28 protein-coding genes are annotated in these 22465 nt (G+C 60.0%); 8 read left to right on the top strand and 20 right to left on the bottom strand.

All coding sequences use genetic code 11. The annotated features are described in order from the left end of the window. Positions 1-46: 46 nt before the first annotated feature. A complete protein-coding gene (locus tag HBO19_RS02320) occupies positions 47-1948 on the bottom strand; it encodes a potassium transporter Kup (protein WP_170041859.1) in 1902 nt (633 codons plus the stop codon). A 321-nt stretch (positions 1949-2269) separates the two neighbouring features. Between HBO19_RS02320 and rimO the strand changes: the two genes are divergently transcribed. From rimO to tsaA, 5 genes are all read left to right on the top strand, one after another. Continuing rightward, the gene (gene rimO, locus HBO19_RS02315) at positions 2270-3598 is read left to right on the top strand and encodes a 30S ribosomal protein S12 methylthiotransferase RimO (RefSeq protein WP_169851201.1); all 1329 of its coding nucleotides are present in this window, start codon (positions 2270-2272) and stop codon (positions 3596-3598) included. A gap of 103 nt (positions 3599-3701) precedes the next feature. After that, positions 3702-4172 carry a GNAT family N-acetyltransferase gene (locus tag HBO19_RS02310; RefSeq protein WP_169954599.1) on the top strand — a complete coding sequence of 157 codons (471 nt, stop codon included), beginning with the start codon at positions 3702-3704 and terminating at the stop codon, positions 4170-4172. Positions 4173-4267: 95 nt separating this feature from the next. Then, positions 4268-4978: an rRNA pseudouridine synthase gene (locus tag HBO19_RS02305; protein ID WP_170056823.1), complete on the top strand. Its 711-nt coding sequence runs from the start codon at positions 4268-4270 to the stop codon at positions 4976-4978. Between the two features lie 66 nt (positions 4979-5044). Further along, positions 5045-5506: a DUF1456 family protein gene (locus HBO19_RS02300; RefSeq protein WP_057439364.1), complete on the top strand. Its 462-nt coding sequence runs from the start codon at positions 5045-5047 to the stop codon at positions 5504-5506. A 3-nt stretch (positions 5507-5509) separates the two neighbouring features. Continuing rightward, positions 5510-6205, top strand: coding sequence for a tRNA (N6-threonylcarbamoyladenosine(37)-N6)-methyltransferase TrmO (tsaA, locus tag HBO19_RS02295; protein WP_170041857.1), 696 nt, complete (start codon positions 5510-5512; stop codon positions 6203-6205). Between the two features lie 147 nt (positions 6206-6352). Here tsaA and fpr read toward each other — a convergent pair whose 3' ends face one another. Next, positions 6353-7132, bottom strand: coding sequence for a ferredoxin-NADP reductase (fpr, locus tag HBO19_RS02290; RefSeq protein ID WP_003172178.1), 780 nt, complete (start codon positions 7130-7132; stop codon positions 6353-6355). A 125-nt stretch (positions 7133-7257) separates the two neighbouring features. On the opposite strand from fpr, the gene HBO19_RS02285 reads away from it, so the two are divergent. Continuing rightward, on the top strand, positions 7258-8184 hold the full coding sequence (locus tag HBO19_RS02285) for a LysR family transcriptional regulator (RefSeq protein WP_169954596.1): 927 nt from the start codon (positions 7258-7260) through the stop codon (positions 8182-8184). Here HBO19_RS02285 and HBO19_RS02280 read toward each other — a convergent pair. From HBO19_RS02280 to HBO19_RS02270, 3 genes are all read right to left on the bottom strand, one after another. Beyond that, on the bottom strand, positions 8181-8543 hold the full coding sequence (locus HBO19_RS02280) for a diacylglycerol kinase (protein ID WP_169954595.1): 363 nt from the start codon (positions 8541-8543) through the stop codon (positions 8181-8183). The genes HBO19_RS02285 and HBO19_RS02280 overlap by 4 nt on opposite strands. Positions 8544-8617: 74 nt before the next feature. Next, on the bottom strand, positions 8618-9268 hold the full coding sequence (gene erdR / locus HBO19_RS02275; RefSeq protein ID WP_169954594.1) for a response regulator transcription factor ErdR: 651 nt from the start codon (positions 9266-9268) through the stop codon (positions 8618-8620). Positions 9269-9430: 162 nt separating this feature from the next. After that, complete coding sequence (locus HBO19_RS02270) at positions 9431-10141, bottom strand: tRNA-uridine aminocarboxypropyltransferase (protein ID WP_169954593.1); 711 nt, start codon at positions 10139-10141, stop codon at positions 9431-9433. 194 nt (positions 10142-10335) lie between these two features. Between HBO19_RS02270 and HBO19_RS02265 the strand changes: the two genes are divergently transcribed. Next, positions 10336-10770 carry a PA3611 family quorum-sensing-regulated virulence factor gene (locus tag HBO19_RS02265; RefSeq protein ID WP_169954592.1) on the top strand — a complete coding sequence of 145 codons (435 nt, stop codon included), beginning with the start codon at positions 10336-10338 and terminating at the stop codon, positions 10768-10770. Between the two features lie 264 nt (positions 10771-11034). Beyond that, entirely contained in the window at positions 11035-12147 is a 1113-nt protein-coding gene (locus tag HBO19_RS02260) for a TIGR00730 family Rossman fold protein (RefSeq protein ID WP_170056822.1), read from the top strand. A gap of 193 nt (positions 12148-12340) precedes the next feature. On the opposite strand, the gene recX is transcribed toward HBO19_RS02260, so the two are convergent. From recX to HBO19_RS02185, 15 genes are all read right to left on the bottom strand, one after another. Next, entirely contained in the window at positions 12341-12808 is a 468-nt protein-coding gene (gene recX / locus HBO19_RS02255) for a recombination regulator RecX (RefSeq protein ID WP_032858392.1), read from the bottom strand. Between the two features lie 8 nt (positions 12809-12816). Beyond that, positions 12817-13875: a recombinase RecA gene (gene recA, locus HBO19_RS02250; protein ID WP_029295312.1), complete on the bottom strand. Its 1059-nt coding sequence runs from the start codon at positions 13873-13875 to the stop codon at positions 12817-12819. A gap of 83 nt (positions 13876-13958) precedes the next feature. Continuing rightward, a complete protein-coding gene (locus HBO19_RS02245; protein ID WP_169954590.1) occupies positions 13959-14459 on the bottom strand; it encodes a CinA family protein in 501 nt (166 codons plus the stop codon). An 81-nt stretch (positions 14460-14540) separates the two neighbouring features. After that, positions 14541-15026 carry a lysis protein gene (locus HBO19_RS02240; protein WP_262386224.1) on the bottom strand — a complete coding sequence of 162 codons (486 nt, stop codon included), beginning with the start codon at positions 15024-15026 and terminating at the stop codon, positions 14541-14543. 8 nt (positions 15027-15034) lie between these two features. Then, positions 15035-15586: a glycoside hydrolase family 19 protein gene (locus HBO19_RS02235; RefSeq protein WP_170056820.1), complete on the bottom strand. Its 552-nt coding sequence runs from the start codon at positions 15584-15586 to the stop codon at positions 15035-15037. A 17-nt stretch (positions 15587-15603) separates the two neighbouring features. After that, positions 15604-16614, bottom strand: a complete 1011-nt coding sequence (locus HBO19_RS02230) for a contractile injection system protein, VgrG/Pvc8 family (RefSeq protein WP_170056819.1) — start codon at positions 16612-16614, stop codon at positions 15604-15606. Positions 16615-16623: 9 nt separating this feature from the next. Beyond that, the gene (locus tag HBO19_RS02225) at positions 16624-16836 is read right to left on the bottom strand and encodes a tail protein X (RefSeq protein ID WP_169954586.1); all 213 of its coding nucleotides are present in this window, start codon (positions 16834-16836) and stop codon (positions 16624-16626) included. After that, complete coding sequence (locus HBO19_RS02220; protein WP_170056818.1) at positions 16829-17212, bottom strand: phage tail protein; 384 nt, start codon at positions 17210-17212, stop codon at positions 16829-16831. Before HBO19_RS02220 ends, HBO19_RS02225 begins: the two co-directional genes overlap by 8 nt. Next, complete coding sequence (locus tag HBO19_RS28390) at positions 17212-18570, bottom strand: tail tape measure protein (protein ID WP_262386223.1); 1359 nt, start codon at positions 18568-18570, stop codon at positions 17212-17214. The genes HBO19_RS02220 and HBO19_RS28390 overlap by 1 nt, the downstream gene beginning before the upstream one ends. Positions 18571-18698: 128 nt before the next feature. Continuing rightward, complete coding sequence (locus tag HBO19_RS02210) at positions 18699-19265, bottom strand: phage tail assembly protein (RefSeq protein ID WP_170056817.1); 567 nt, start codon at positions 19263-19265, stop codon at positions 18699-18701. A gap of 108 nt (positions 19266-19373) precedes the next feature. Next, positions 19374-19880, bottom strand: coding sequence for a phage major tail tube protein (locus tag HBO19_RS02205; RefSeq protein ID WP_170041848.1), 507 nt, complete (start codon positions 19878-19880; stop codon positions 19374-19376). Beyond that, on the bottom strand, positions 19880-21046 hold the full coding sequence (locus HBO19_RS02200) for a phage tail protein (RefSeq protein ID WP_170056816.1): 1167 nt from the start codon (positions 21044-21046) through the stop codon (positions 19880-19882). Before HBO19_RS02200 ends, HBO19_RS02205 begins: the two co-directional genes overlap by 1 nt. Before the next feature lie 2 nt (positions 21047-21048). Then, the gene (locus HBO19_RS02195; protein ID WP_170041847.1) at positions 21049-21252 is read right to left on the bottom strand and encodes a hypothetical protein; all 204 of its coding nucleotides are present in this window, start codon (positions 21250-21252) and stop codon (positions 21049-21051) included. 91 nt (positions 21253-21343) lie between these two features. Next, positions 21344-21613, bottom strand: coding sequence for a hypothetical protein (locus HBO19_RS02190; RefSeq protein ID WP_170056683.1), 270 nt, complete (start codon positions 21611-21613; stop codon positions 21344-21346). A gap of 2 nt (positions 21614-21615) precedes the next feature. Beyond that, entirely contained in the window at positions 21616-22461 is an 846-nt protein-coding gene (locus tag HBO19_RS02185) for a hypothetical protein (RefSeq protein ID WP_170056815.1), read from the bottom strand. Between the last annotated feature and the right edge of the window lie 4 nt (positions 22462-22465).

Raw genomic sequence — 22465 nt, 5'->3', positions numbered from 1 at the left:
AAAAAAGCCCCCGCTGCCGCATGGCAACGGGGGCTTTTTGTTGGAGTTACATTTCTACCTGGGTCCCCAACTCAATCACCCGGTTCACCGGCAACTTGAAGAAGCGCAGGTTGCCGTTGGCGTTCTTCAGCATGAAAGCAAACAACCCCTCGCGCCAGCGCGCCATACCTTCGAGCTTGGAGGCGATGACCGTCTCGCGGCTGAGGAAGTAGGTGGTACGCATAGGACTGAAGTCCAGGTCGTCCAAGTGGCACAGTTTCAGGGCTTCGGGCACGTCCGGCTCATCGGTAAAGCCAAAATGCAGAATCACCCGGAAGAAACCGTCGCCATAGGAATCTACTTCGAAGCGGCGCTGGGCCGGGACGCGCGGGATATCTTCATAGACCACCGTCAGCAGCACCACCTGCTCGTGCAGCACCTGGTTGTGCAGCAGGTTATGCAGCAAGGCGTGGGGCACCGCGTCCGGGCGGGCGGTGAGGAACACCGCCGTGCCCTGCACGCGATGAGGCGGCTGGACGCGGATGCTGCTGATAAAGATCGGCAGCGGCAACCCGCCCTCGTCCAGGCGTTCCACCAGCAATTGCTTGCCGCGCTTCCAGGTGGTCATCAGCACAAACAGCACTATCCCCGCCAACACCGGGAACGCACCGCCCTGCACCACTTTCGGCACGTTGGCCGCAAAGAACAGGCCATCCACCAGCAAAAAGCCCAGCAATACGGGCACGGCCAGGACCGGCGGCCATTTCCACAACAGCAGCATCACGGCGGAAACCAGGATGGTGGTCATCAACATGGTCCCGGTCACAGCCACCCCGTAGGCCGAGGCCAGGGCGCCCGAGGACTCGAAGCCCAGCACCAGCAGGATCACGCCGACCATCAGCGACCAGTTCACCGCGCCGATATAGATCTGGCCCTGCTCGGCGCTGGAAGTGTGCTGGATATGCATGCGCGGGATGTAGCCGAGCTGGATCGCCTGGCGCGTCAACGAGAACGCACCGGAAATCACTGCCTGGGAAGCAATCACCGTGGCCAGGGTGGACAAGCCCACCAGCGGCAGCAAGGCCCAGCTTGGCGCCAGCAGGTAGAACGGGTTGCGCGCGGCCTCGGGGTCACCGAGCAACATCGCGCCCTGGCCAAAATAGTTAAGCACCAGCGCCGGCAGCACCAGGATGAACCAGGCCCGGGCAATGGGTTTGCGGCCGAAGTGGCCCATGTCGGCATACAGCGCTTCGGCGCCGGTCAAGGCCAGCACCACGGCGCCGAGGATTGCTACGCCGATGCCCGGATGGACCATGAAGAAACGCACACCCCACATCGGGTTCATCGCGTTGAGCACTTCGGGGTGCTGGACGATGCCATAGACGCCCAGGCCGCCCAGCACCAAAAACCAGGTGACCATCACCGGCCCGAACAGCTTGCCGATGCGGTCGGTGCCATGTTTCTGGATCAGGAACAGCCCTACCAGCACCACCAACGCCACGGGCACGACCCAATGCTCAAGGCCGTCGAACGCCAGTTCCAGGCCCTCGATGGCCGACAACACCGAAATCGCCGGGGTGATCATGCTGTCGCCATAGAACAGCGCCGCGCCACACAGGCCGCACACCACCAGAAAACTGCGCAGCCGCGGATGATTGCCCGCCGCCCGTCGGGCCAGCGCCGTCAGCGCCATGATGCCGCCCTCGCCCTGGTTGTCGGCGCGCAGCACAAACAACATGTACTTGATGGACACCACCCAGATCAACGACCAGAAGATCAGCGCCAGGATCCCCAGCACCCCATCATGATTGACCTGCACCCCATAACTGCCGGAAAACACCTCTTTAAGGGTGTAGAGCGGGCTGGTGCCGATATCGCCATAAACCACCCCGACCGCCGCCACCAACATGCCGATTGGCTTTGCGCTGGAATGCCCGGCACCCGCCGCCTGACTATTTACCTGACCCATCAACCACTCCTGCCCTTTTGACCTGAGGTCTTTTATAAACAGCCCAGCTATACACTTAAGCCCAAAGCTAAGCTATACACAGCATGTGCCGCTGTACTTCTGGTAACAGATTATTTGTTGACTACTAACCTAACCCCGGTGCAACGGCGCGCAGCATAGCGCAGCACTCGTCGTATTTCCCTGCATAAAGCTGGTCAAGTGCGTTTCCCGTCGCTAGAATTGCGCACTTTTTGATCAGAGGCACATCAAGTGCCCGTCCGCTGCCCTGTCGTGCCCGACTGGCGGCGTCATTCAATACCGAGGTTAGACATGTCCACCACCATCGCAAAAGCCAACCCCAAGGTTGGCTTTGTTTCCCTGGGTTGCCCGAAGGCGCTCGTCGACTCCGAGCGCATCCTCACGCAACTGCGCATGGAAGGCTACGACGTCGTGTCCACTTATCAGGACGCCGATGTGGTGGTGGTCAACACCTGTGGCTTCATTGACTCAGCCAAGGCAGAGTCCCTGGAAGTGATCGGCGAAGCCATCAAGGAAAACGGCAAGGTCATCGTCACCGGCTGCATGGGTGTGGAAGAAGGCAATATCCGCAACGTGCACCCAAGCGTGCTGGCCGTGACCGGTCCGCAGCAGTACGAGCAGGTGGTCAACGCCGTGCACGAGGTAGTGCCGCCGCGCCAGGACCACAACCCGCTGATCGACCTGGTGCCACCCCAGGGCATCAAGCTGACCCCGCGGCATTATGCGTACCTGAAGATTTCCGAAGGCTGCAACCACAGCTGCAGCTTCTGCATCATCCCGTCGATGCGCGGCAAGCTGGTCAGCCGCCCGGTGGGCGATGTACTGGACGAGGCCCAGCGCCTGGTCAAGTCTGGCGTCAAGGAACTGCTGGTGATCTCCCAGGACACCAGCGCCTACGGCGTCGATGTGAAGTACCGCACCGGTTTCTGGAACGGCGCGCCGGTGAAAACCCGCATGACCGAACTGTGCGAAGCCCTGAGCAGCCTGGGTGTGTGGGTGCGCCTGCACTACGTGTACCCATACCCGCACGTCGACGAATTGATCCCGTTGATGGCCGCCGGCAAGATCCTGCCGTACCTGGACATCCCGTTCCAGCACGCCAGCCCCAAAGTGCTCAAGGCCATGAAACGCCCGGCCTTCGAAGACAAGACCCTGGCGCGCATCAAGAACTGGCGCCAGATATGCCCCGAGCTGATCATCCGCTCGACCTTTATCGTCGGCTTCCCCGGCGAAACCGAAGAAGACTTCCAGTACCTGCTGGACTGGCTGACCGAAGCGCAACTGGATCGCGTCGGCTGCTTCCAGTACTCGCCGGTGGAAGGTGCCCCGGCCAACCTGCTGGACCTGGCCGTGGTGCCGGATGACGTCAAGCAAGACCGCTGGGAGCGCTTCATGGCCCATCAACAGGCCATCAGCTCGGCCCGCCTGCAACTGCGTATCGGCAAGGAAATCGAAGTGCTGATCGACGAAGTGGACGAGCAAGGCGCGGTCGGCCGTTGCTTCTTCGACGCACCGGAAATCGACGGCAATGTATTTATCGATGACGCCAGCGGCCTCAAGCCAGGCGACAAGGTCTGGTGCACGGTCACCGACGCCGACGAGTACGACCTCTGGGCGCAAAAACGCGACTAAGCTGTAAAAAATTGAAAAAGCCCTGCTTCTGGACAAGATGCGGGGCTTTTTTAGGTCTATCGTTTGCCCCATCAACGCCAACAAGCAGCAAGGAGCAGCGGGCATGGGCCAGCACTCGGTTATCCACACCCCAAAAACCAGCGACTACCCGGAGCTGACCCGGATCTGGGAGGCCTCGGTGCGCGCCACCCATGACTTCCTGCCGCAAAGCTACATCGAACGCCTCAGGCACCTGGTGCTGACGCGCTACCTGGATGCCGTGATGTTGATCTGCACCAAGGACGCGCGCCAACGGATCACCGGGTTTGCCGGCGTTGCGGCGGGCAAGGTGGAAATGCTGTTCATCGACCCGCACTACCGGGGCCAGGGCCTGGGCCGGCAGTTGCTGCACTATGCCATTACCTCGATGAATGCCGATGAGCTGGACGTCAACGAACAAAACCCCCAGGCCCTGGGCTTCTATATCAAGCAGGGTTTTGAAGTGATCGGGCGCACCGAGCATGACGGCATGGGGCAGCCTTATCCGTTGCTGCATATGCGTTTGCGCCAGGCCCAGCAAACACGCAGTGGCTGACACCTCCCACAAAAAGCAACTGCGGCGAAATGGGGCCGGGATTAACCGGCTCCAGGCAGGTACAATAGCTGCCCCCTTTTGTTACGGCCCTTGTCATGACTGACCCCATACGCCTCTCCAAACGCCTTATCGAACTGGTCGGTTGCTCCCGTCGGGAGGCCGAGCTGTTCATCGAAGGCGGCTGGGTCTCGGTGGATGGCGAAGTGATCGATGAACCGCAGTTCAAGGTCACGACACAAAAAGTCGAACTTGATCCCGAGGCCAAGGCCACCGCTCCAGAGCCGGTGACTATCCTGTTTCATGCGCCGGCCGGCGTGGACGTCGACAGCGCGATGCAGTCCCTCAGCGCCGAGACCCTGTCCGAGGAGCACCGCTTCAGCAAGCGCCCGCTCAAGGGCCACTTCCTGCGCCTGACCGCCAGCGCCGACCTGCAAGCCAAGGCCAGCGGCCTGTTGGTGTTTACCCAGGACTGGAAGATCCTGCGCAAGCTGACGGCCGACGCCGCCAAGATCGAGCAGGAGTATGTGGTTGAAGTCTCAGGCGACGTGGCCGAGCACGGCCTGAACCGCCTCGCCCACGGCCTGATGTACAAAGGCAAGGAGTTGCCTGCAGTCAAAGCCAGCTGGCAGAACGAGAACCGCCTGCGCTTTGCCCTGAAAAACCCGCAGCCCGGCATCATTGCCCTGTTCTGCGAAGCCATTGGCCTGAAGGTTGTGGCCATTCGCCGCATCCGCATTGGCGGCGTGTCCATCGGCAAGGTGCCGGTCGGCCAGTGGCGCTACATGTCCGGCAAAGAAAAGTTCTAAGCCACCCTATCTCTCGACCTCGCCCGCCCGGGCGAGGTCTACAGTCGAATACCAGGATTGCCCACCATGATTCACAACGACGTACTGCGCAGCGTGCGCTACATGCTCGACATCAGCGACAACAAGATGGTCGAGATCATCAAGATCGGCGGCATGGAAGTGTCCAAGGACGACCTGCTGACCTACCTCAAGAAAGACGAGGAAGAAGGCTTCGTGTTCTGCCCGGACGAAGTCATGGCGCACTTCCTCGATGGCCTGGTGATCTTCAAGCGCGGCAAGGACGAAAGCCGTCCACCGCAGCCGATCGAAACCCCGGTGACCAACAACATCATCCTCAAGAAACTGCGCGTGGCCTTCGAACTCAAGGAAGACGACATGCACGCCATCCTCAAGGCAGCCGAGTTCCCGGTGTCCAAGCCGGAACTGAGCGCGCTGTTTCGCAAGTTCGGCCACACCAACTATCGCCCGTGTGGCGACCAGTTGCTGCGTAACTTCCTCAAGGGCCTGACCCTGCGGGTTCGCGCGTAAACCATGAGTTACAACGTCTCGCCCGTCGGCTTCGTACGCTCCTGCTTCAAGGAGAAGTTCGCCATCCCGCGCCAGCCTCAACTGGCGCCCGCCGCCCGCGGCGTGTTGGAGTTGGTCGCGCCGTTCGACCAGGGTGAGGCAGTACAGGGCCTGGAGCAGGTCAGCCATGTGTGGCTGCTGTTCCTGTTTCATCAGGCCCTGGAAGACAAGCCGCGCTTGAAAGTGCGCCCGCCACGCCTGGGCGGCAACACGTCCATGGGCGTATTTGCCACCCGCGCGACCCATCGCCCCAATGGCATTGGCCAGTCAGTGGTCAAGCTGGACAAGGTAGAGCCGGGCCGGCTGTGGATTTCCGGGATCGATCTGCTCGATGGCACGCCGGTCCTGGATATCAAGCCGTATGTGCCCTATGCCGACATCATCGACACCGCCACCAACAGCATCGCCAGCAGCGCACCACCGCTGATTCCTGTGCAGTGGCTCAAGACCGCCCTGCACCAGGCTCACAGCCACGCCCAGCGCCTGGACGAGCCGCTGGTAGAGCTGATTGAGCAGTGTCTGGCGCAGGATCCACGGCCGGCGTATCAGACGCCAGGGCCGGAGCGCGAATATGGTGTGCGCTTCTGGGATGTGGATGTGCGTTGGCACTATCCCGAGGCTGGGATGATTTGTGTGCTTGAAGTGGTTGCGGCCGAATAAACGCCAAAAACAAATATGGGAGCTGGCCGGTGTAGGAGCTGGCTTGCCTGCGATGGCATCACTGTGGTGTAACTGATACACCGAGGTGCCTATATCGCAGGCAAGCCAGCTCCTACACCGGGCAGCTCCCACATTTTTTGACCGCGTTTATTTCTCGACGAACGCACGTTCGATCAGGTAGTCACCCGGCTCACGCATGCGTGGCGAAACCTTCAGGCCGAAGCTGTTCAGCACTTCGCTGGTCTCGTCGAGCATGCTCGGGCTACCGCACAGCATGGCGCGGTCGTCTTCAGGATTGATCGGCGGCAGGCCGATATCGCTGAACAGCTTGCCGCTGCGCATCAGGTCGGTGAGGCGACCTTCGTTTTCGAACGGCTCACGGGTCACGGTCGGGTAGTAGATCAACTTTTCACGCAGCGCTTCGCCGAAGAACTCGTTCTGTGGCAGGTGCTCGGTGATGAATTCGCGGTAAGCGACTTCGTTAACGTAACGCACGCCGTGGCACAGAATCACTTTTTCAAAGCGCTCGTAGGTTTCCGGGTCCTGGATCACGCTCATGAATGGCGCAAGACCAGTGCCGGTGCTGAGCAGATACAGGTGTTTGCCCGGCTTCAGATCGTCGAGCACCAGGGTGCCCGTCGGTTTTTTGCTGATGATGATCTCGTCGCCTTCCTTCAAATGCTGCAATTGGGAAGTCAGCGGGCCATCCGGGACCTTGATGCTGAAGAACTCCAGATGCTCTTCCCAGTTCGGGCTGGCAATGGAGTAAGCACGCATGAGCGGGCGGCCGTTGGGCTGCTGCAGGCCGATCATCACGAACTGACCGTTCTCGAAGCGCAGGCCCGGATCGCGGGTGCACTTGAAGCTGAACAGAGTGTCGTTCCAGTGATGAACACTGAGGACACGCTCGTGGTTCATGTTGCTCATGTACGGGGAACTCCTGGAAATGGGTCTGCGCCAAAATGATAGGTGCGCAATTGCACAGTATTCTAATGGCGGCGACAATATCTGTTAACTGGATTATTAAGATAAGGGTTATCGGTTATATCGATATGCGATTTACTCTCCGTCAACTGCAAGTCTTCGTCGCCGTCGCCCAGCAGGAAAGTGTGTCACGCGCTGCTGGCCTTCTGGCCTTATCTCAATCCGCCGCCAGCACCTCGATCACCGAGCTGGAGCGCCAATCCAGCTGCCAATTGTTCGACCGCGCCGGTAAACGCCTGAGCCTCAACGCCCTGGGACATCAGTTGCTGCCCCAGGCGGTGGCGCTGCTGGACCAGGCCAAGGAAATCGAAGACCTGCTCAACGGCAAGTCCGGCTTCGGCTCCCTGGCAGTCGGCGCGACCCTAACCATCGGCAATTACCTGGCCACACTGCTGATCGGCAGTTTCATGCAGCAGCATCCCGAGAGCCAGGTGAAGCTGCATGTACAGAACACTGCGCATATCGTGCATCAGGTTGCGCATTACGAAATTGATCTGGGTCTAATCGAAGGTGACTGCAGCCACCCGGACATCGAGGTGCAAACCTGGGTCGAGGATGAACTGGTGGTGTTCTGTGCGCCCCAGCATCCCCTGGCCCTGCGTGGCCAGGCGAGCATGGAGCAGTTGACCCATGAAGCCTGGATCCTGCGGGAACAGGGCTCCGGGACGCGCCTGACGTTTGATCAGGCCATGCGCCATCATCGCAGCGCACTGAATATTCGCCTGGAGCTGGAGCACACCGAGGCGATCAAACGCGCTGTGGAGTCGGGATTGGGGATTGGCTGCATTTCCCGCCTGGCGCTACGGGATGCGTTCCGGCGCGGCAGCCTGGTGCCCGTCGAGACCCCGGACCTGGACCTGGCCCGGCAGTTCTACTTTATCTGGCATAAACAGAAGTACCAGACCTCGGCCATGCGCGAGTTCCTCGAACTGTGCCGCGCCTTTACCGCCGGGGTGCAGCGCAGCGACGAGATCGTGCTGCCGAATATCGCCTAGATCAGGATCACGGCCCACACCACGGTAATCATGGTCAGCGCGACGAATTGCGCGGCGCTGCCCATGTCCTTGGCGTTTTTCGACAAGGGGTGGCGATCCAGGGAGATCCGGTCGATGGCCGCTTCCACCGCCGAGTTGAGCAACTCGACAATCAACGCCAGCAAGCACACGGCAATCAACAGTGCGCGCTCTACACGGCTGACGCTGAGGAAAAAGCTCAACGGAATCAGGATAACGTTGAGCAACACCAACTGACGAAAAGCCGCCTCGCCGGTGAAAGCGGCACGCAGGCCATCGAGGGAATAGCCCCCGGCGTTGAAGATACGTTTGATACCGGTTTGACCCTTGAAAGGCGACATAGGTAGGCAACTGAGCAAAAAAGATGGAAGGAAGCTAGAGCACGCCAAGTCAAAAAAGCGTGAATCGAGCAGGCCTATGAGTGGGAAATTGACTCAAGTTGTTGCAACAGCAGCGCCGCCTGGGTGCGGGTGCGCACGCCCAGCTTACGGAAGATCGCGGTAACGTGTGCCTTGATGGTCGCTTCAGACACGCTCAGCTCATAGGCGATCTGCTTGTTCAGCAATCCCTCGCAGACCATGGTCAATACACGAAACTGCTGTGGCGTGAGGCTGGCGAGCCCTTCCTGGGCGGCCTTGGCTTCGGCGGACACGTTGATTTCTTCGAATGCCTGCGGCGGCCATGAGACATCACCGTCCAACACCGTGCGCACCGCTGCTTGAATCTGCTCCATGGAGCTGGACTTGGGGATAAAACCACTGGCCCCGAACTCGCGGGAACGCACTACGACGTCTGCCTCTTCCTGGGCCGACACCATCACCACCGGAATCTGCGGGTATTGCCCGCGCAACAGCACCAGGCCGGAAAACCCGTAGGCACCGGGCATGTTCAGGTCCAGCAGCACCAGATCCCAATCGGTCTTGTCAGTCAGGCGGGCTTCCAGCTCAGCGATGCTGCCCACTTCCACCAGGCGGACGTCCGGGCCCAGGCCCAGTGTGACGGCCTGGTGCAGCGCGCTGCGGAAAAGCGGGTGGTCATCGGCAATCAGGATTTCGTATGTGGCCATTTATTAAATGATCCTGTTTTTTATGGGAGCACCGATGGGTTCGGTGCTCGCCAACGTACAAGGTGCCAGCCAGCGGCTGTCACGAACAGTTACGCTTGATGGCATTTTAGCCGGCTCAGGCGATGCAGTGCCATCATGCAAAGGTCATCTGACCCCGAAGTCCTACAGATAAGGTGCCAGACGCGTGTGGACACTGTCCGTCGGATCCAGCGCCAACTGGAACTTGGCCGCCAGGTAATGGGTACTGAAAACATCCAGGTAGGCGTCCAGCACTTCGCTGGCCTGCTGGTCCTCGGCCAGTTCCAGGCACAACGCGGCCACTTCGGCGGTGCAGAAGTGGTCATCACGCTTGGAGCGGCGCAATTTGTAGCGCGAAAGCTGCTCCGGCTCCAGGCTCAGTACCGGCAGGTGCTCCAGATACGGGCTCTTGCGAAACATCTTGCGCGCTTCGCTCCAGGTGCCGTCCAGCAGGATAAACAACGGGCGCTTGCCCTGCGCCACCTTCACCTCGCTGACCACCCGCTGCGGCGCCACAAACTCGCCGGGAAAGACGATGTAGGGCTGCCATTGCGGGTCGGCCAGCAGCGCCAGCAACTCAGGTTCGACGGCCGTGCGCGTCCAGGGGAAGGCGCTGGTGTCTTCGATCACATCAGCGATCAGCCAACCGGTATTGCTGGGCTTCATCGGCTCCACATCGTGCATCAACAGGCACATGGCCGACCTGGCCTGGACCTTGGGACGCCAGGCGCATAGGCAGTATTGGGGGATCACTCGGCATCTGGGGCAACGTTCGGCACGCGAGCCGCGTGCGACAAAGGGGCTGACGGCACGGGCCAGGCGCTGGGTGCGCAGACGGAACACCGCGTGGCTCATAGCGGGTGCCGTTGGGAAGCGATGAAAATCGACACGGACAAAACTCGGGGGCAGGCAAAAGTGCCAGCAGTTTACCAGAGCCGCCCCGCCAATACGCCTGGCCGTCGCGGCGACAGGTCACCTATAATCCTGCGCCACTGAACGCATAGCGCAGTGATGGGTCTATGGACCAGTAACCGAATCAGGAGAGTTTCATGCTGCGTCTTATGTTGCGTCTTGCCGCCCCGACCGTCGCCCTGGCGCTGGTATTGCCCTTGGGCGCCCAGGCAGCCTCCCTGGTGGAGCTGCAAATGAACAAGAAACTGCAAAGCGTCGCGGCAGAAAGCAACAAAGACCTGCCCAGGGAAATTGATGAACAAACCCTGGAAGTGGCCTACACCGTCGAAGGCATGCAACTGATTGATCACTTGAGCGTGCTGCCCGAGCGCGCCGAGCAAATGCGCGCCAACCCCAAAGCCGTGTATTTCCAACTGGGACAAAGCGTTTGCCTGAACAAAGGCTATCGCGAGTTGATGGCCAAGGGCGCCGTGATGCGCTACGAAATCACCGAAAACAAAACCAACCGGCCAGTGGCCTCGGTCAAGTTCGTCGAGACTGATTGCCCGGCCCCGGCCAAGAAGAAAAAGTAAGCCCCCTCTCCCACGCGCCGTTGGTCAACGGCGCGACAGCTCCCGCCCGCAAAACCTCGATCAATGCCCATTAAGTTATTGCCAGACAAGACTTTAGGGGCTCATGATCGAGCGATCCGGTAACATTTCCAGGGCAAAAAAGGTTGCCCTCGCGTGACTTGCAGTGCAAAGGTTTTTAACCACAAGGAACATACAGAGCCTGTTTCGTCGCCGTCAGCAGCCTGCAAGCAAGACGCCAGGGCTCTGTAACGAAGGAGAAGCTGAATGCCTGATCAACCGAACGACCTGCTGACCCGTCATTTTCCAGAAAACGGGACCGACCTTACACAACAGGTCGAAGCGCAACTCAAGCTGATTGCCCCCAGCAGCCCGAATATCTCTCTGTATCGCGACATGATCCTCACCGTGCTGCGTATGGCCCAGGACGACCGCGACCGCTGGAACGCCAAGATCACATTGAAGGCGATAAATGAACTGGACCATGCGTTTCGCGTGCTCGAACAGTTCAAGGGCCGACGCAAGGTCACCGTCTTCGGCTCGGCCCGCACACCAGTGGAAAGCCCGCTCTATGCCCTGGCCCGGGAAGTGGGCGCAGCCCTGGCCCGCTCGGATCTGATGGTCATCACCGGCGGCGGCGGCGGCATCATGGCCGCGGCCCACGAAGGGGCGGGCCTGGAACACAGCCTGGGGTTCAATATCACCCTGCCCTTTGAGCAGCATGCCAACCCGACCATTGATGGCACGGAAAACCTGCTGTCATTTCACTTCTTCTTTACCCGCAAGCTGTTTTTCGTCAAGGAAGCTGATGGGTTGGTGCTCTGCCCCGGAGGCTTCGGCACCCTGGATGAAGCGCTGGAAGTCCTGACGTTGATCCAGACCGGCAAGAGCCCGTTGGTGCCTGTGGTGCTGCTGGACGAGCCCGGCGGCGGTTTCTGGAAAGGTGCCCTGGAGTTTGTTCGCAACCAACTGGAGGCCAACCGCTACATCTTACCCACCGATCTCAAGCTGGTACGCCTGGTTCACAGCGCTGAAGAGGCGGTGCATGAAATCAACCAGTTCTATGCCAACTTCCATTCCACTCGCTGGTTGAAGCGCCAGTTCGTGGTGCGCATGAACCATCCGCTCAGCGAGCAGGCAATGGCGCATATACAGACGGCCTTCGCTGATCTGCGGCTCAGTGATGACTTCCAGCAACTGCCCTACGGGGGCCAAGAGCACGATGAAGCACGCTTCAGCCACCTGACGCGCCTGGTGTTCAACTTCACCGGGCGGAACCAGGGGCGATTGCGAGAGTTGGTGGATTACATCAACCTGCCGGAGAACTGGGCTGAGGCTCAGGGTAAAGCACAGCAACGGGTAGCGCCGGAACCGGCGTGATGCCGTAAAACACAAAAAAGGCCCGCTATTTTCATAGCGGGCCTTTTTTAGTGCTGTTTTATGTGGGAGCTGTCGAGCCCCTGCGAGGCTGCGATGGCGGCGTGTCAGGCAATACACTATTCGCTGTGAGGCCACCATCGCAGCCTCGCAGGAGTTCGACAGCTCCCACCTTTGATCGTCGCTTGCCGAAGAATCAGTCGTCCAGATCTCGACCGCTCAACAGCCGGCTGATCATCTCCATCGAAAACCCGCGATAACTCAAAAAACGCCCTTGCTTGGCACGCTCACGGGCATCAATAGGCAGATGGCCAGCAAATTTGCGGCGCCAGGTGTCTTCCAGTTGTGTTTGCCAACTGATGCCACACTCGCGCAGTGCCAGATCAATATCGGCGCGCTGCAAGCCCCGCTGGCTCAGCTCCTCGCGAATCCGCGCAGGCCCGTAGCCCGAGCGTGCCCGGTAGGAAACAAAACTTTCGAGATATCGGGCTTCGGAAAGCAGCCCCTCTTCCGTCAGGCGGTCGAGGGCTGTTTCAATCATTTCAGGAGGGGCGCCACGCTGACGCAATTTACGCGTCAGCTCGACACGACCATGCTCGCGTCGTGCGAGCAGGTCCATTGCCGTACGCCGTACGGCAACCAGCGTATCGAGTACAACTGTCATCGTTGGACTCAGATATCAGCGTCGGCTTCTGCCATGTCATCAACAGGTTCACGGTTAGCCGCAGCCTTGACGTCTGGCGCCGGGGTCAGCAGCTTGTCGCGGATCTGCTTCTCAAGGGTCGCCGCGATATCCGGGTTGTCCTGCAGGAACTTGGCCGAGTTGGCCTTGCCCTGACCGATCTTGCTGCCGTTGTAGGCATACCAGGCACCGGACTTCTCGACAAAACCGTGCAGCACGCCCAGATCGATCATCTCGCCGTTCAGGTAGATACCCTTGCCGTAGAGAATCTGGAACTCAGCCTGACGGAATGGCGGGGCTACCTTGTTCTTCACCACCTTGACGCGGGTTTCGCTACCGACAACCTCGTCACCTTCCTTCACCGCGCCGGTACGGCGGATGTCCAGACGGACCGAAGCGTAGAACTTCAGCGCGTTACCACCGGTGGTGGTTTCCGGGCTGCCGAACATTACGCCGATCTTCATCCGGATCTGGTTGATGAAGATCACCAGGCAGTTGGCGTTCTTAATGTTACCGGTGATTTTACGCAGGGCCTGGGACATCAGACGGGCTTGCAGGCCGACGTGCATGTCGCCCATTTCGCCTTCGATCTCGGCCTTTGGCACCAGGGCCGCCACGGAGTCGACCACGATCACGTCGATGGCGTTGGAGCGCACCAGCATGTCGGTGATTTCCAGGGCTTGTTCGCCAGTGTCCGGCTGCGAAACCAGCAGGTCGTCGACATTGACGCCCAGCTTGCCCGCGTATTCAGGATCCAGGGCGTGCTCGGCATCGACGAACGCGCAGGTGGCGCCCATTTTTTGGGCCTGGGCAATCACCGACAGGGTCAGGGTGGTTTTACCAGAAGACTCTGGACCGTAGATTTCAACGATACGGCCTTTTGGCAGGCCGCCAATGCCGAGCGCGATGTCCAGACCCAGAGAGCCAGTGGAAATAGCCGGGATCGCCTGACGGTCGTGATCGCCCATACGCATTACGGCACCCTTGCCGAATTGACGTTCGATCTGACCCAGGGCCGCAGCCAAGGCTTTCTTCTTGTTGTCGTCCATTAAAGTCCTCACGTAATCAATAAGGCCTGACGGCCAACACCTGTATAAGTAGACAGTATTGTTCCATAAAGATCGGGGATCGCCTACCCCTGATTTTCTATTTCTGCTGCAGCTCGTCGCAACAGCCCCTCTAATGCGGCCTTTACCGTTTGTCGGCGGACCTCGTCGCGGTTGCCGGGGAAGTGCTGGCACTCGGCCGTAACCTCTTCGCCGACGCCCCAGGCCAGCCATACGGTGCCCACCGGTTTGTCCGGCGAGCCGCCATCGGGGCCCGCCACACCACTGACCGCCACGGCAAACCGCGCCAGGCTTTTTTCCTGGGCGCCCCGGGCCATGGCCTCGACCACTTCACGGCTGACCGCGCCGACCTTGGGGAACAAACCCTGCGGCACATTCAGCTGGCGGGTCTTCTGCCGATTGGAATAGGTCACGTACCCGGCCTCGAACCAGGCCGAACTCCCCGGAATACGGGTGATGGCTTCGGCGATACCACCACCGGTGCAGGACTCGGCGGTGGTGACGTGGGCATTGAGCACCTGCAAACGCCGGCCAAGTTCGGCGGCGAGTTGGGTAATTTCCTTCACGGTCGTCTCCAGGAAAATGCGGGGGTTTGCCTACCCTACAGGAGCCCATCGGCCACGCAAGGTGCAGACGGGTTCATCGACTTACCGGGAGATGGCCTGCACATAGGCCTGGCAGGCCCGCAACGCGATCAATCCGTCATCGCCGGCATCGGTGATGCCGATAATTCGTTGAGCATGCGCCGGGTCAAGTCGGCCTCGCGCGGCGCCATGAACCACGCTGCCGGCGGCGGTGGCTGGCATTGCGTGGCTGTTGGCGGGGTCGGCGGGGTCGAGAAGGACTGACAAGCGCACATCAGCAGTGGCCAGCCGGTCGCGCAGATAAACCTGGTGACGCTGTGCATCATTCAACTCCCGGGTGTGTTGTTGATCGCTGGCCTGAAGCTGTTGCTCCAACGCCTGGCGCCTGTGCTGTTCGGCCCGGTATTGGCCCAGCGCCGCCTGGCTTTGTCGGTTGAGCGCCTCTGAATGCCGCGCAGCCTGGCGTTCCAAGGCAAGGCCATGGCGCCAGGCCTGGACCTGCCAGCTGGCCGCCGCCGGGATGACCATCAGCAGGACAACAGCCAGCATGCGCCAGCTCAACTGCATAACACCGCCCTCGCCTTCGCCCACAATTGCTGGCGATGCTCCAACCCATTGAGGCCGCCATTGATCCGGCGGGTGATCGCGGTGAATTGGTCCTGGTCCGCCAGTTCATTCAAGCCATTGCTGTGCCAGAACCAGGCGGCGGATTCCGCCGCCCATTGCGGTTGTTCCAGCAGTTCGGGGAAATGCAGCAGACGTTCATCGCCAAACAGCGCCCGGCTGCAGGCCAGGTAATTGCGCCGCCCGGTAATCTGGATCAAGCCGCGGCCCCGGTACTTCTGCCCGTCACCGTCGGCGTCGGGAGTGTTGCCCAGGCGTGCAGCCAAGGTGCCCGTGTCGTATTTGCTCAAGTAGTGCTCGCCGCCCAGTTCACGCACGTAACGCAGTTCGCCGGACTCATGCCCGACCTGGGCGATAAAGGCCGCCATCCGCTTGGACCCGGTGATGTGTCGATGAAGCATGGCGGCGTTCAACGCCAAAATAAAAACACCCGCTTGGGCGCGGGCGTTAGGCAGGATCTGTTGCAACTGCGTCAGCGTGATCATCCTTGATCTCCAACCATTTAAGAGGCCAATCCACGGGCCATGATCGAACTGCGATACCCCGTCGTCGTGTCGCCTACATGGGTCACCTTGTCAATCGACCAACGCCCCTGCATATACCCCGGCCAGGTTTCATCCAGCAGCAACAGCCCTTCGGCGGACAGCAACGGGTTACCAGGGCAGTCGATAGTGATGCTCAAACCTTCACGCCCCACCCGGCGCAACTCGCCCTGTGCCACTGAGCGCGCTTCGGTTTCACTCTGGCACCGTTGGCGCAACGTCTTGAACGGTGCGATCCCCACCTCGACCACGCGCTGGCGAGAGGCCGCGGCATCCCACCAACTGACACGGCAACCCTGGTATTTGGCCCGCGCATTTTCATCAACCCGGGCACTGATAAACGCCTGCTCGCCGGGACGGTTGTCATGGGTCACCGACAGCCGCACATCCGGCAGTTGCTGGCCCGAGAGCGACTTGACCTGGCCGCTTTCCGCCAGCACATACAGCTCGTTGACCGGCTTGGTCACCGCGTTGTAGCGCCCGGCCAGGCGGGTGATAAAGCCCATGTCGGTCTCGTTGGACTGGTCGATATGATCAATCGCAATCCCATCCAGCGACGGCGCCACCCTGGGCGAAAACCCATGCCGCGTCGCCAGTTGGCGAAACAGCGCACCGAGGGTCGTGGGCCCATGGCTGGCGGAACGGCGCTGGCGGTAGCCACTCTGGTCCATCACGCTGAACGGCGCCGCCGTGGCCACGATCACCAGGCGCATGGGAAACAGGTAGGGGGTGCGCTGGATAATCACAAACTCGCCTTTTTCCACCAGGCCCGACTCGCGATACCCCACCCGTAACCCGATCTTTGCGCCCAGGCTCGGCAGCCCTTCCAGGCCCTCGATGTTGATGGTCAGTTCCAGCCGGTCGGATTCGATCCCGGCCGCATCGGTGTGCTTCCACTGCATCAGCCGTGGGTTGATCAAGGCCGCGTTGGCACCATAAATCTCCACGACCGGGGTAAATCCCATTGCCATGCTACCTCCTTAATCCCACGCCGAAACGGGCTTTGCAACACCCGGTTGCGCGTCCATCTCGGGCACGATCACCCCTACGCCCGCCGGCAACACCGGGCCATGCTCGGCAAGCCCGGGGTTCAAGCGCCAGAGGGTTTCTTCGGCTGCGTCATCGCACCGTCCAAGCTCGCGGTAAAGCAGCAGGTTGACCGAATCACCGGCAATACTTCGCACTCTACGCATTGATAAATTCCTCCAGCACCAGCGACCAATTGATCAACATGGCAGTGCCGTCGTCGATCACATTGGCCTGGTTTTCCGTGAGCCCGGTAATGCGCCACAGGCCCCAATTGCGGCCGATGCCATCAACCAACGGCAGCGGCGCCCGTGCATCCTGCAAGGCGCGCAATTGGTCCAGGCGCTGCATGCCGACGGCCGCCATGGCGGTTCCATTGAAGGTCAGTTTTTCCAGCTTCTGGCCGTTCTGTCGCGACTGGGGCTTGCTGGCAATAATCTCCAGGTCACCCCAGCCGCCATCACTGCTGCGCTGAAGCGTGGAATAGGCGAACCCTCGGGACAGCCCGAAAATAAAGTCGCCCAGCACCATCTGCTGTCGCATTAATCACCTCCATCGGTCAGTGCCGCGTTGCGCCGAACCGCCAGTGAATCGGTGAGCATCGGCACGCATTGGTTTTGCAGGGTTTGCAGGACCCGGTCGACCACCTGCTGGGCGTCGGCGGGGTTGACGCCGGTGATCTGGATGCTCGGTGCCAGGGTGACCTGGACGTTGTCCGAGCGGGCGCTGTTGAGCTCTTTGCTCACTGCATCGGGCGATGGCAGGCGATTGCTGGAAGGGAAGAGTTTCTCCCCCAGCCAGGTGCCCGCTTCGCCGCCCAACAGGCCGCCGATCAGGCCACCGACGGCAGTGCCAACGCCTGGCAAAACCAGGGTACCAAGGGCTGCGCCGGCAGTGGCGCCGGCCCATGCACCGCCGGCAGTGCCGAGGCTACTACCAACCGCTTGCAGGTCGCCATTGCGCACACCTTGGACGAGGTTGACGGCGGTGTCGGCGTAGCGCAGCGGCGCAAGGGATCGAGTGCCGACGGACTCCAGTTTGGTCATCGTTGAAACCAGGCTGGAGGGGATAGTCTTGGGCAAAACGAGCGCTGGAGCGCTGAGCAACAGCGGCCCACGAACGGGTGAAACAAGCGCCTTGGATGAACGCTCGCCCAGGCGCGGAGCGGGCCGATCAGCTTGAAAAGACGCACCATGAAAACCCACTTTGGGCCCGTCAAACGCCTTGCTGGCCTGTCCAAAAATACGCTGCAGCGTTGCCATTGACCCAGCAATGCTGCTGCCGACGCGGGTGGTTTTTTTCGACGACGACCGCTCCGTGAGTCTCTCGCGCAGCGTTTTTTTCGGCAGAAAACGCGCACGTCCCTTCAAGGTTTCGGTCGCCCCTGGGCAGCAGCAATCCTTGCTATCGTCGCGAAACAGTTTCCCCACGCCGGGCAACTTGCCAAGCGTCACATCGACAGCCTTGCCCGTTAACCGGCTCCTGGCCGTCTCGAGATAGCCCTCCCCCAACCACTTTGCCCCCTTGGTGTACCAGGAGTCCGCTGCCGGCTCCTTGTCTTGGGTGGCCTCTGGAGCCACAGGGACGGAGCTTGCAGCGACACCACCGAGCAGGGAGCCGCCCGTGATAAACAGGGTGCCATTAAGGGTTTCCAGGCTCTCGCGCAGGCGCACCTGTTCTTCGGTCAACGCGTGGATATGCAGGCTGGCATTGGCCAGGGCCAGGCTCAGCTCAGACGGCGGTTCTGTTGCGCCGCCCACACTGGTGGCGCCAACCAGACTTTCGTCCTGTGCTTCAAGCAGACCCGGCAGTTGCAAGGCTCCACTTTCGGCCAATGCGGGAAAGGTCATCCAGCGCTTGTCTTCGTCGGCGAGCTTGAGCGTATATCGAGGGTCTTGCATCTCGCTCTACTCCTATTTGACGCCAAGGCGATTGATCGCGATGTCGTAGCGGCGCAATGCTTTTGCGGCATCCCATTCAAGAATTTCCGCTTCGTTTACCGAGTAAACCAGCGGTACAACATCGAGGATTACTTCGATATCGCGCTGCGAAAGAAGTCCGCCGGTTTGTTTAAAAAATCTTCGATGCGCTCCTGCAGCTCCGTCCAGTCCGGCACGGTCAGGCCGTCCAGGTCGGGGATCATCAGGCCGGTGCAGTGCGAGGTAATGAACTCGGCGCGCTCTTTGTTGGTGGCGAGCTTTTTCATCACCTTGGTGGCGCGCAGGGCGGGCATTTCCAGGGTGACGCTGGTCAACACGCGGCCGGCCACGTCCAGTGGCAGCAGCAGTTGCACCTGTTCGCCGGGCTCGGTGGAACCTTCCAGGAAGAACGAAGCCGGGCGCGTCGACAGGTCGTGCACGTACTGCACGATGCTCACGTAGTCCGGGCGCTTGAGTTGGTCGAGTTCTTTTTCCGAAAGGCCGGTGGCCAGCTTGGCCAGTTCGAAGAATTGATCGTCCTCGTCATCGCCCGCACGGGCCAGCGCCTGTTTTTGTGGGGCGTAGAACAAGGGTTTGAGTTGGATCTGCTCGATCGTCGCACCGCTGTCGGCGGTGATGGGCGCCAGCAGAATATGCAGGGGTGGCTTCCAGGCCATGGGCGAAATTCCTTGATGAACAATGTTGAACACGTGGACACGGTCAATGTGGGAGCTGGCGTGCCTGCTCCCACACTGGCCGTGCCTATTTCCGATTCGTGGAAAGGTTTACGGCATCAACACCGCACGCCGGGCATCGCCGAGGATGTCGACGCCGTTGAGCACAAACTTTTGGGTGCGCACGTCGATGTCGATCACCGGCACGCCGTTGTCCAGGCGATGGTAGGTGCGGCAGGACAGATCCAGGGTGGTGGTCGCCTTTTCGCCCATCTTCAGCTTGGCTTCCTCCAGGGATTTGAGCTTGCCGCCGACGGTGTGGTAGGTGAAGTAGGTCTTGCCGTCCTGGTCCTGGCCCGCTTCGCGCACGTTGAGCAGGATGTCTTCGCCCAGGCGCACGCCCAGGGCCAGCATGATTTCGGGACCGGCGCCTTGCAGCACCAGCTTGGCGTTCAGCACCTTGGCACTCTTGGCCATTTCCTCGGCGATAAAGCGCCCGCCGGACATGGGCTCCATGTCGAACTCGATCTTCGGCGGGGTGAATTCCTCGACGGTCGCCGACAGCGGCAGGCCCTGGAGGGTGGCCGCAATGGCCTGTCTTACTCGGTTGGTAAACATTAGAGAACGTCCTCCAGGAATTGCTCGATGATTTCATCGCGGGCATTGAGTTGATAAACCATATGTTCGTTCGGCGCATAGCGGCCGTAGTCGATCACGATGAACCAGGTGCCGTTCTTGTACTTCTCGACACTGTTGAGTTCCGGGTGCAGGTACACGCTGCCACCGGGGATGGTTTCGTCGGCCACCAGGGTTTGCAGCCAGTCGTTGATGCGCTTGACCTCCTGGTCCATGAACGACTTGGTCAGGTTGTGCGCCATGGCTTTCTGCCCGGCCTTGACCAGCTTGCGGCTGATGGCGTCTTCCAGGCCGACATAGCTGATGAACTTGCCGGTGACGGAGCGGTTACCCAGCAGCGAGAAGCCGCCGAGGACGGTGCGCGCGTAGTAGCTCACGCCGTAGCGGTTGAGCTGGTCGCCTTCGGTGGAGGTGTCGAGGATGTTGTACTCGACCACGCGGGAAACGTCTTCGGCGAAGGTCACCTGATTGCCCGGGCTTTCCCACTGCTTGACCTTGGCCAATGCGGCGATGGCCAGGGACGACGGCGCGAGGAACACGTTTTTCTTCGCCGCCTTGGAGTACACCGACGGCATGTTGTGCACCAGCAGGCAGCGGTCGAAACCCAGGCCTTCGCCACCCAGCTCGCCGCTGTAGGTCACTTGGTCGGCGACGCTGGCGTCTTTGCCGTCCAGCACCACACGGGCCTTGATGCGCTTGCCGAACGCGGCAAATTCACCGGCAACAGCCTTGGTCCCGGTAAAGCCCGGGGCGCCGATGATGGTCAGGTCTTCGGGCACGCTGCCAAGCGCCGCGAGGCCCAGTTTGCGACCGGTCACCGGCTCATTGCCGCCGATCACGTTGTTGAGGGTATCGGCCGGGGTGGCGCCCTCTTCGACGATCACCACATACACCGGCACCTTGACCACTTTGAGGATCTGGTACACCGCATGAAACAACGTGCCCGACTCGGCGCCGGTCGGGTCCAGCAGCGCCTGGGCGGTGAAGCTATTGATACGGAATGGGGCGTTTTTCGGGATCGACAGGTGCGCATTGGGCGCGGTGCCGACCAGACCGATCACGTTGTCACCCAGGCCACCCATAGCCTCGGGGGATTCGCTGGCATTGACGGTGATGCCGTTATGCTCGAAGTTCAAAACCTCAGCCATGATTATTCAGCCTTCTTGGTGACGGCCTTCTTGGCCGGTGGGGTGTCTTGGGCGGCAGCCAGCACGCTGGTCAGTTCCAGACGGCCGGCGGTGCGCAGGGCGGTTGCTTCGACGTCCAGCAGGTCCAGTTCCTGGCCGACGGTGGACCAGTGGCCACCTCCGGTGGGGAATGGGATGAGGACGGTGTAGGTTTGGCGGTTGGCCATGGGAGACTCCAGAAACGCGAAAGCCCCAGCGATGGGGCTTTCTTGGATGCGAAAAAAAACCGCTTTCGCGGTGTTTGTGATTGCTGCCGGTTTACTCACCCGGCAGTGGGTAACGAGCCTTGATTTCGGCGACTTTAGCCCGCCATGCTTTCTCCTTGGCCTCGGTCTGATCGTACTGCCACTCCATATAGAGCGGGTCCGCATCTACTCGGTAGGCCTGGCGACGATTGAAAGCCAAATCAGCAGCCTGTTCGATCTGCAAAGCGGTGTCGACTTCGGCTTTAGAAAACCCCATCTCAAGCAACTGCCCTACAGTCACATTGTAGAAAGTCTGATCTTTATTTCTGAATTCTTTAATCATCATCAAACTCCAGCAGCTACGACGTTGCCAACATTACTCAGCAAATTGGACAGACTCCCTCCGGAGTCTTTTACCAAACCAGTCACAAGGTGCGACCAAGTTTTATTTCCTGTAATCGACGAGGCAAATACCGACAACAACATCGTAGCGCCGGCCAACTCAGCAAATTTCGTTGAAAAATCCGCATCCACAACGGAGGACGTAAGCTCCACCTTATAGTTAGCAGAGTACCCTGAGTAAAAAACGTTTACCGCACCCAACGTCAGCTTACTCCCCGAGAAGGTAACCGAGCCCTGCACGGAAGCGGCCGGACCATGTGCGCGATGAAACAGAGATGAAGCGAAGGAATACCAACCAGACGTTCCTGCTTTTAATACAGTCGGCATAACAACATCAACGAATCGAAAGTAGACACTGCCCCCCTCGAGCGACAAGAAGTGAATATTTGAACTACCAGCCATATATTCGCCAACCTTTGGAGAAAAAACCGGATTACTCCCTGAACCATACCTCATGAAAACCAGCTTATTCGCGATTGACCAGTAAGGGGTTTGCTCAGTAGGAGCCGCATACTCATGCGTCTGAGCTGCCTTCAGGTAAATCGTTACATAAGGGGTAATATTAGATCGCCCCATCGCCTCTTTAATAGATTTGAGCGGGGCCTCCACCGATCCCAAGGCCATATCGCTACCACCTACCGCATCGACATAAAATGACCGGGACATTTCAGGAATTGCGCGAACCGCCGCCAAAACAGAAGCATCTATTTCAGCGACCTTCCCATTTATCGCGCTGGTTAACTTATTTGCAGCCGCGACCAAACTAGTGATCGTAGTTTCCATACTCATATTC

Source organism: Pseudomonas sp. WS 5021, from assembly GCF_012985535.1.
Classification (GTDB): domain Bacteria; phylum Pseudomonadota; class Gammaproteobacteria; order Pseudomonadales; family Pseudomonadaceae; genus Aquipseudomonas.
Note: the sequence above shows the minus strand (reverse complement) of the source record. Positions and strands in the feature narration are given on the sequence as shown.

Bases quoted from the DNA above. Each gene is read 5' to 3' on its own strand.
- HBO19_RS02320 (WP_170041859.1), bottom strand. From the start codon at position 1,948: ATGGGTCAGGTAAATAGTCAGGCGGCGGGTGCCGGGCATTCCAGCGCA.
- HBO19_RS02310 (WP_169954599.1), top strand. From the start codon at position 3,702: ATGGGCCAGCACTCGGTTATCCACACCCCAAAAACCAGCGACTACCCG.
- HBO19_RS02305 (WP_170056823.1), top strand. From the start codon at position 4,268: ATGACTGACCCCATACGCCTCTCCAAACGCCTTATCGAACTGGTCGGT.
- HBO19_RS02300 (WP_057439364.1), top strand. From the start codon at position 5,045: ATGATTCACAACGACGTACTGCGCAGCGTGCGCTACATGCTCGACATC.
- tsaA (WP_170041857.1), top strand. From the start codon at position 5,510: ATGAGTTACAACGTCTCGCCCGTCGGCTTCGTACGCTCCTGCTTCAAG.
- fpr (WP_003172178.1), bottom strand. From the start codon at position 7,132: ATGAGCAACATGAACCACGAGCGTGTCCTCAGTGTTCATCACTGGAAC.
- HBO19_RS02285 (WP_169954596.1), top strand. From the start codon at position 7,258: ATGCGATTTACTCTCCGTCAACTGCAAGTCTTCGTCGCCGTCGCCCAG.
- HBO19_RS02280 (WP_169954595.1), bottom strand. From the start codon at position 8,543: ATGTCGCCTTTCAAGGGTCAAACCGGTATCAAACGTATCTTCAACGCC.
- erdR (WP_169954594.1), bottom strand. From the start codon at position 9,268: ATGGCCACATACGAAATCCTGATTGCCGATGACCACCCGCTTTTCCGC.
- HBO19_RS02270 (WP_169954593.1), bottom strand. From the start codon at position 10,141: ATGAGCCACGCGGTGTTCCGTCTGCGCACCCAGCGCCTGGCCCGTGCC.
- HBO19_RS02265 (WP_169954592.1), top strand. From the start codon at position 10,336: ATGCTGCGTCTTATGTTGCGTCTTGCCGCCCCGACCGTCGCCCTGGCG.
- HBO19_RS02260 (WP_170056822.1), top strand. From the start codon at position 11,035: ATGCCTGATCAACCGAACGACCTGCTGACCCGTCATTTTCCAGAAAAC.
- recX (WP_032858392.1), bottom strand. From the start codon at position 12,808: ATGACAGTTGTACTCGATACGCTGGTTGCCGTACGGCGTACGGCAATG.
- recA (WP_029295312.1), bottom strand. From the start codon at position 13,875: ATGGACGACAACAAGAAGAAAGCCTTGGCTGCGGCCCTGGGTCAGATC.
- HBO19_RS02240 (WP_262386224.1), bottom strand. From the start codon at position 15,026: ATGCTGGCTGTTGTCCTGCTGATGGTCATCCCGGCGGCGGCCAGCTGG.
- HBO19_RS02235 (WP_170056820.1), bottom strand. From the start codon at position 15,586: ATGATCACGCTGACGCAGTTGCAACAGATCCTGCCTAACGCCCGCGCC.
- HBO19_RS02230 (WP_170056819.1), bottom strand. From the start codon at position 16,614: ATGGCAATGGGATTTACCCCGGTCGTGGAGATTTATGGTGCCAACGCG.
- HBO19_RS02225 (WP_169954586.1), bottom strand. From the start codon at position 16,836: ATGCGTAGAGTGCGAAGTATTGCCGGTGATTCGGTCAACCTGCTGCTT.
- HBO19_RS02220 (WP_170056818.1), bottom strand. From the start codon at position 17,212: ATGCGACAGCAGATGGTGCTGGGCGACTTTATTTTCGGGCTGTCCCGA.
- HBO19_RS28390 (WP_262386223.1), bottom strand. From the start codon at position 18,570: ATGCAAGACCCTCGATATACGCTCAAGCTCGCCGACGAAGACAAGCGC.
- HBO19_RS02210 (WP_170056817.1), bottom strand. From the start codon at position 19,265: ATGGCCTGGAAGCCACCCCTGCATATTCTGCTGGCGCCCATCACCGCC.
- HBO19_RS02205 (WP_170041848.1), bottom strand. From the start codon at position 19,880: ATGTTTACCAACCGAGTAAGACAGGCCATTGCGGCCACCCTCCAGGGC.
- HBO19_RS02200 (WP_170056816.1), bottom strand. From the start codon at position 21,046: ATGGCTGAGGTTTTGAACTTCGAGCATAACGGCATCACCGTCAATGCC.
- HBO19_RS02195 (WP_170041847.1), bottom strand. From the start codon at position 21,252: ATGGCCAACCGCCAAACCTACACCGTCCTCATCCCATTCCCCACCGGA.
- HBO19_RS02190 (WP_170056683.1), bottom strand. From the start codon at position 21,613: ATGATTAAAGAATTCAGAAATAAAGATCAGACTTTCTACAATGTGACT.
- HBO19_RS02185 (WP_170056815.1), bottom strand. From the start codon at position 22,461: ATGAGTATGGAAACTACGATCACTAGTTTGGTCGCGGCTGCAAATAAG.